Origin of the sequence: Mesobacillus boroniphilus JCM 21738, from assembly GCF_000517385.1 — a bacterium.
GTDB classification, from domain to species: domain Bacteria; phylum Bacillota; class Bacilli; order Bacillales; family Cytobacillaceae; genus Mesobacillus; species Mesobacillus boroniphilus.
Window position 1 is genome coordinate 23,074 of sequence record NZ_BAUW01000050.1, and the last position, 6,558, is coordinate 29,631.

9 protein-coding genes and 1 pseudogene are annotated in these 6,558 nt (G+C 44.4%); 8 read left to right on the forward strand and 2 right to left on the reverse strand.

Annotated features, from left to right (window positions below):
- Positions 1–133 precede the first annotated feature (133 nt).
- Positions 134–798 (forward strand): annotated as a pseudogene (locus JCM21738_RS13760) (3'-5' exonuclease).
- Between the two features lie 139 nt (positions 799–937).
- On the opposite strand, the gene JCM21738_RS22570 reads toward JCM21738_RS13760, so the two are convergent.
- Positions 938–1,195: a hypothetical protein gene (locus tag JCM21738_RS22570; RefSeq protein ID WP_023613621.1), complete on the reverse strand. Its 258-nt coding sequence runs from the start codon at positions 1,193–1,195 to the stop codon at positions 938–940.
- Between the two features lie 530 nt (positions 1,196–1,725).
- Here JCM21738_RS22570 and spoIIID point away from each other — a divergent pair.
- Both spoIIID and JCM21738_RS13775 read left to right on the forward strand, forming a co-directional pair.
- Positions 1,726–1,998, forward strand: a complete 273-nt coding sequence (gene spoIIID / locus JCM21738_RS13770) for a sporulation transcriptional regulator SpoIIID (RefSeq protein WP_031307660.1) — start codon at positions 1,726–1,728, stop codon at positions 1,996–1,998.
- Positions 1,999–2,485: 487 nt separating this feature from the next.
- Entirely contained in the window at positions 2,486–3,490 is a 1,005-nt protein-coding gene (locus JCM21738_RS13775; RefSeq protein ID WP_023613623.1) for a rod shape-determining protein, read from the forward strand.
- 2 nt (positions 3,491–3,492) lie between these two features.
- On the opposite strand, the gene JCM21738_RS23920 is transcribed toward JCM21738_RS13775, so the two are convergent.
- On the reverse strand, positions 3,493–3,738 hold the full coding sequence (locus tag JCM21738_RS23920; protein ID WP_023613624.1) for a hypothetical protein: 246 nt from the start codon (positions 3,736–3,738) through the stop codon (positions 3,493–3,495).
- A 254-nt stretch (positions 3,739–3,992) separates the two neighbouring features.
- On the opposite strand from JCM21738_RS23920, the gene JCM21738_RS13785 reads away from it, so the two are divergent.
- The 5 genes from JCM21738_RS13785 to fabZ all read left to right on the forward strand — a co-directional run bounded on the left by JCM21738_RS13785 (position 3,993) and on the right by fabZ (position 6,511).
- Positions 3,993–4,811, forward strand: a complete 819-nt coding sequence (locus tag JCM21738_RS13785; protein WP_023613625.1) for a flagellar hook-basal body protein — start codon at positions 3,993–3,995, stop codon at positions 4,809–4,811.
- A gap of 64 nt (positions 4,812–4,875) precedes the next feature.
- Positions 4,876–5,064, forward strand: coding sequence for a flagellar basal body protein (locus tag JCM21738_RS27415; protein ID WP_369385749.1), 189 nt, complete (start codon positions 4,876–4,878; stop codon positions 5,062–5,064).
- A 219-nt stretch (positions 5,065–5,283) separates the two neighbouring features.
- A complete protein-coding gene (locus JCM21738_RS27420) occupies positions 5,284–5,721 on the forward strand; it encodes a flagellar basal body rod C-terminal domain-containing protein (RefSeq protein WP_369385750.1) in 438 nt (145 codons plus the stop codon).
- Positions 5,722–5,740: 19 nt separating this feature from the next.
- On the forward strand, positions 5,741–6,073 hold the full coding sequence (locus tag JCM21738_RS13795) for a DNA-directed RNA polymerase subunit beta (protein ID WP_243463032.1): 333 nt from the start codon (positions 5,741–5,743) through the stop codon (positions 6,071–6,073).
- A 15-nt stretch (positions 6,074–6,088) separates the two neighbouring features.
- Positions 6,089–6,511: a 3-hydroxyacyl-ACP dehydratase FabZ gene (gene fabZ, locus JCM21738_RS13800; RefSeq protein WP_023613628.1), complete on the forward strand. Its 423-nt coding sequence runs from the start codon at positions 6,089–6,091 to the stop codon at positions 6,509–6,511.
- Positions 6,512–6,558 lie beyond the last annotated feature (47 nt).

Genomic DNA, 6,558 nt, shown 5'->3' on the forward strand with positions numbered 1-6,558 from the left:
AAGGTTGGGGGCCGCACAGATTACTAGAAAGAGATCTGGCGAAATTCAGGTGGTGACTGGTACGGCACACCTGACACCAGAAAGAAATCCGGCAAAACCTTAACGAAGACAGATACTTTGAAAGGAGGCTGGCATGTTTTTTCAACGGAAGAATATTTCCTGCGCGCTTATGTACGAGAAGATTCCTTTATCGACGAGAATTGATGATCTTACGTTTATTGTTTTCGACACGGAGACGACGGGATTCCAGGTGGCGACCACGGATCGGCTCATTGAAATTGGCGGTGTGCCGGTAAGCGGGCTTAAGGTGATCGAAAATGCCCGTTTCCAGACATATGTAAACCCGGAGCGACAAATTTCTCGGGAAATAATTGAGCTGACATCGATTACGGATGCAAAAGTTGCAGGAGCACCTGTGCACTAGAGGCAATACATGACTTCTTTGATTATGTTGGGTCACACAAAGCGGTATGCCTTGTCGGGCATTATGTCGGCTTCGATTACCTTGTGCTGAAAAGCGAGCTAAAACGTGAAAAGCTGGCGCTGAAAAAACTGTTCACCATCGATACACTCGATCTGATTGGTTATATTGCCCCCTCATATGACATGCGTGACCTAGAGAGATACGCGATGGCATTCGGCACACGCATATATGACCGCCACAGTGCGGTGGGTGACGCATTGACCACAGCTTATCTGTTCGCCGAGCTTCTGCAGCAGTTCAAAGACCGTGGACATTCCACCTGGGGCGAGCTGATCATGGCCACCGACAGCCAGATGCGGTCGATGCAGTTTTAATCAAAAGTGTGAAATTAGATTTAATTACAAGTGCGTATCGACCAGCGATATGAAGCTGGTGGCTTATCGTAGAATAGGGTGAATAAAGAATTACATGTCCAAGAAAGAACCCGTGACATATAGTTACGGGTTCATAATGTTATTGAATATTAATCAAAGCACCATTTTTATAAGCAACGAAAACTCCCAGACCTGCAAATTCTTCATATTTCCTCGCTGTCCCATAAGAAACTCTTAAAGGAATGGCTTTTCCATCACTTTCAACCTCAATTGTAAAATTATCAGCCGCGCCGTTAATGATTGCTTCCATGAATTCAATCTCGCCTGGAATAACCAGCTGCTGACCGATCAGCACCATGTCTTTCTTTAAATCGTTAACCTGCTGTAATTCTTTCAAGCTTACATCGAATCGCTGGGAGATGTTGAACAGTGTATCCCCAGGATTGACGACGTAAATTCCGCTGTGTCGAAGCCATGGGTTGGTACTGAAAGGGCTTGTCCAACATAAATGGAGTCACTGACCAATTTATTTTCCTTTTTTAAGTCCTTGACGGTAACCCCGTACTTTTTAGCCAGAGAGAACAATGTGTCTCCTTTTTTTAAAAATGGGTATATAGGAAAGTTTTTCTTTAATAAAATAACCGGATTTTTCAAAAAACTTCACAATGCCTTGTCCCTATTGCTTTTTTTGTGCATATATCCTCAACCAAGCTAATAAAATATTACAAACCTGACAAAGAGAGTGTTTGAGGTGAGGAGTCGTTTGCACAATATGAGGATTCAGCCGGGAACATGATTAATCTTAGTAATATCCAGAGGGAGCAACCTTCTGCCGCAACGAATATTTTATTGCGGGATGCAGTATTGGCCGATAAAAGCGAGTCTCATTTCACACTTCTCACATCCAATTTAGGGAGGGCGAGTGGTGTGCACGATTACATCAAAGAGAGAACAATCAAGATTGGAAAGTATATCGTGGAGACGAGAAAAACAGTTCGTGTCATAGCGAAGGAGTTTGGCGTATCCAAAAGTACAGTCCATAAAGACCTGACAGAAAGATTGCCTGAGATCAACCCTGACCTTGCCAATGAAGTAAAAGAAATCCTTGATTATCATAAATCGATCCGCCATTTGAGAGGCGGGGAAGCCACAAAAATGAAGTATCGCAAAGAGGAAAGGGAAGAAGAGCCGGTTAAGTGAAAACGGATTGAAACAAACAGATTGGAGGGATTGTAATTCAGCTGTGTGATCATTGCCGGCAACAAAATGAAAAATGCCCAGCTTAGATTCCGAAAAGCCGGGCATCGCCACAAAAGGCGTGTATGATTCTGCTTTATACAAAAGCGGAGGCTGCCGCCTTTTATTATGGGGAGAAATGGACAAGCAGGTTAGTCACAGTCTGTACCCTAGGGAAATAAAGTTAAGGCTAGAGTGAAAAGTTACAAGAACTGATTTTAATGTGACAAATTTAAACAAATTGTTTCTGATTTTTCAACAAGAAGTTACTTATTTACCATTGTTGTGATAAAATAAACAATTAGGGTAGAATATGGTTCGCAGATTGCGGCAGCGTCTGTGTAATCTCGGACATCGTGATCTATTTTTACATAGATAAGGCAATTCGTCAGCTGAGATAACGAGGCTTAATCAGCCGCAGCCAGCCATTTGTCAAGGAGGAAAAAGCAAAATGTTTGCAAGGGATATCGGGATTGACCTTGGTACAGCCAATGTGTTGATCCATGTAAAAGGTCGAGGAATTGTCTTGAATGAACCGTCTGTTGTGGCGATCGATAAGAACACGAACAAGGTTTTGGCTGTTGGGGAAGAGGCGCGCAAAATGGTTGGGCGTACACCTGGCAATATCGTAGCGATTCGTCCGTTGAAGGATGGCGTTATCGCGGATTTCGATGTAACGGAATCTATGTTAAAACACTTCATCAATAAATTGAATGTAAAAGGTTTCTTGTCAAAGCCGAGAATCCTGATTTGCTGTCCGACGAACATCACGAGCGTTGAGCAAAAAGCGATCAAGGAAGCTGCTGAAAAGAGCGGCGGCAAGAAGATTTATCTTGAAGAAGAACCAAAAGTAGCGGCAATCGGTGCAGGAATGGACATCTTCCAGCCAAGCGGCAACATGGTTGTTGACATCGGAGGAGGAACTACGGATGTAGCTGTACTATCAATGGGCGATATCGTAACTTCTCAATCGATTAAAATGGCTGGCGACAAGTTTGACGCTGAAATTTTAAATTACATTAAACGTGAATACAAGCTGTTAATCGGTGAGAGAACAGCTGAAAATATCAAGATCCAAATCGGGACTGTATTCCCAGGAAGCCGCAGTGAGGAAATGGAAATCCGCGGACGTGATATGGTATCCGGACTCCCGCGCACGATTACGGTTCGTTCTGAGGAGATTGAAAAGGCTCTTAGGGAGTCAGTTGCTGTAATCGTTCAAGCGGCAAAAACAGTGCTGGAGAAAACCCCACCTGAATTGTCCGCAGACATCATTGACCGCGGCGTCATTTTGACTGGAGGCGGAGCACTGCTTCACGGAATCGACCAGCTTTTGCAGGAAGAACTTAAGGTACCGGTATTGATTGCGGATAACCCAATGGATTGTGTTGCAATCGGAACAGGTATTATGCTTGATAATATCGATCGTATCGCAGGTCGTCGCGGAATCATCTAAAATTAAAATCTGGAATTACTTCGGTGGGAAATGCCGCAGGATTCCAGATTTTTTTTCTTTGTCCAGCTCCAGCGCCTTGCCCCTCGAGACGTTTGTCTAGTTTCGCCTCCTAGAAACTCCGAAACTTCAACTCCGCCGGCAGAAGCAAAAAGCGCTTCTTTGTCGGAGTCTCCAGTTTCTGCGTTTCTGGACAGTCGGCTATACTTTTCGGTTTCGATCCTGCCAATGAAGTCAAAGAACGACTTCACTGTCAGGCCCTCCGATGCACAGGATGTGCTAGACCCGCTAGCCACAGGACGTGGTGATTTTAGGCGGGCGGCGCTTGTCGGGGCATACCAGGCGCTTGCGCTTTTCGTTTTTACCCAGTTTTTCTGGAATAAAACCCAAAATCCTACATTTTCCTGCAAATTTTTAGTGTTTCTTGCCGATATATTTCTTATAATAGAAAGTAGTGAAAAAATTTCCTGTTGCTTAGGAGTTTTTTCGATAAGGGTGTGAGAATATGTTCAGAGGCTTTTATACAGTCGCTTCCGGTATGCTTGCGCAGCAGCGCAGGACGGAGATGCTAACGAATAATATGTCCAATGCCAGTACGCCGGGATATAAGGCGGACCAGGCGGGAATGAGGGCGTTCCCGGAAATGCTGCTACAGCGCTTTGACAAGCAGCAAATTCCGACTGAGAAAGGCCTGAATTTGCCGTTTGCTAAGGAGATTGGCACAATTAATACAGGTGTGTACATGCAGGAAGCAATCCCGAAATTCATCCAGGGTGATTTGCGCGAAACTGGACGGAAGACGGATGTGGCTTTGCTCGATATTAATATGCCCGAAAATGGGTCAGTATTTTTTACTGTGCGTAACACAGATGGTACAGTTCGTTATACTAGGAATGGAAATTTCACAATCGATGCGCAGGGTTATTTGACGACTGGCAGCGGGCATTATGTGCTGGATTCAGCAGGCCAGGAAATCCAGCTTTCGAGTGACCGTTTCACAATCAATGATGGCGGTGTCCTGACTGGTGAAAATGGTGAGGGTGCTACACTTGGTGTAGCCTATGCGAACAATCCGCTGCGAATGATAAAAGAAGGCGACGGCCTGTTCCGTACTGAAGATGGCGGCGAACTTCCTAATGCATTTGGTGCTGAAGGAGTCCAGTTCAGGACGCAGCAAGGCTTCCTTGAACAATCCAATGTCGATATCAGCAGGACAATGACCGACATGATGACAGCTTACCGTGCTTTCGAAGCGAACCAAAAGATTCTTCAGGCTTACGATAAAAGCATGGAGAAGGCTGCGAACGAAATCGGAAGGCTATAGTATTCTGGATCAAATTTTAAAAGGAATCGCGCTCCTGTACTGGAGGCGTATTGAGGTATAAAATATGAATAGAACAATGATCACTTCAACCAATACATTATCCCAACTGCAAAAGCAGATGGACATGATCAGCCACAATCTTGCCAATATCGATACAGCTGCTATAAGCGCCGCGAAGCATCTTTTACTGACCTGCTGGTGCAGGAATACAAGAATCAGCCTAATAATGCGCTTGAGCCGCAGAACCGGATGACACCATTTAACATTCGCCAGGGCAATGGGGCTAGATTAGGCCAAATACAGATGAATCTAACGCAAGGCAATATCAAGACAACGGACAGGCCATTGGACACTGCTTTCACGCAGAAGGCCAATTTTACCGGGTGATGGTCCAAAATGAAGATGGCAGCTCAGCGATGCGTTTGACACGTAATGGTGCATTGTACCTTTCGCCGCTTACTGATAATGATCTATGCTTGTCAATAGCGACGGGCATGCGATCCTTGATGAGAACAACCAGCCAATTACTATTACAGGTAATGTGAAAAACTTTAATATTAATCAATCAGGACTTTTAACAGCCGAAATGTATAATGGGATAAGCCAAGAAGTGAATCTTGGTGTAATATTGATTAATAAGCCTCAATTTTTAGAGCAAAAAGGAGCGAATCTGCTGGGGTTGCCAGACAACCTGGCTGAGCTTGGCGCAATCGAGGAAGAGATAATGACTAATCTGGCTGGTCCCTTAAGGAACCAAATCGCCATCCAGCAAGGTGTCCTTGAGCAATCGAATGTAGATATGAGCAAAGAAATGACGGATTTAATCAATGTACAGAGGAGCTACCAGTTCCACTCGAAGTCTATAACACTGGCCGATCAAATGCTTGGACTAGTGAATGGAATCCGTTAAGAGGGGAAGAGCAACCAAAATGGCTTTGAACAAGAATAATCAAGAAGCAATAACGCGTGAAGAAGTGAAAAAGGAAAAGAAATCACGTGATAAAAAGAAGAGAATCCGGGTTCGCCTTATTCCGATCTGGCTTCGGATTATTATTGTGATCCTACTGTTTGGTGCAAGTATCGTGCTAGGCGCCATGTTCGGCTATGCCGTTATGGGCGGGGGCGAAGTGAAGGGAATATTCCAAAAATCTACCTGTCACATATTGTCGACCTTGTTAATAAAGAATAAAAAGTTTTTCAGGAAGGGAGATTCCCCTTCCTTTTTATTTGGTTTTTTTAGTACAATAGTTGGTAAGTATTAGTAGGAGGTACTAAAAATGATGGACATCACACAAATCAAAGAAATCATCCCGCACCGCTATCCATTTTTACTCGTTGATAAAATTGTTGAAATTGAAGAAGGTAAAAGGGCAGTCGGCATCAAGAATGTGACGGCAAACGAAGAATTCTTCAACGGCCATTTCCCTGATTACCCGGTCATGCCAGGTGTGCTGATCGTGGAAGCACTGGCGCAGGTTGGTGCAGTTGCGGTTTTGAAGCTGGAGGAAAACCGCGGGAAGATTGGCTTCTTTGCAGGTATCGACAACTGCAGATTTAAAAGGCAGGTAAAACCAGGCGACCAGCTTCGCCTTGAAGTTGAAATGATCAAGCTGCGCGGGCCGATTGGAAAAGGTAAGGCAGTTGCGACTGTAGATGGCGAGCTGGCTTGCGAAGCGGAGATAACATTTGCGATAAAGTAGGAACCGTGTTTTTGGGTTCTTTTTTATTAAAAAGGAAATTATAAAAT

Excerpts from the sequence above, each read along its gene's own strand:
- fabZ (WP_023613628.1), top strand. The coding sequence starts at position 6,089 with ATGATGGACATCACACAAATCAAAGAAATCATCCCGCACCGCTATCCA.
- JCM21738_RS13795 (WP_243463032.1), top strand. The coding sequence starts at position 5,741 with ATGGCTTTGAACAAGAATAATCAAGAAGCAATAACGCGTGAAGAAGTG.
- JCM21738_RS27420 (WP_369385750.1), top strand. The coding sequence starts at position 5,284 with ATGCTTGTCAATAGCGACGGGCATGCGATCCTTGATGAGAACAACCAG.
- JCM21738_RS27415 (WP_369385749.1), top strand. The coding sequence starts at position 4,876 with ATGAATAGAACAATGATCACTTCAACCAATACATTATCCCAACTGCAA.
- JCM21738_RS13785 (WP_023613625.1), top strand. The coding sequence starts at position 3,993 with ATGTTCAGAGGCTTTTATACAGTCGCTTCCGGTATGCTTGCGCAGCAG.
- JCM21738_RS13775 (WP_023613623.1), top strand. The coding sequence starts at position 2,486 with ATGTTTGCAAGGGATATCGGGATTGACCTTGGTACAGCCAATGTGTTG.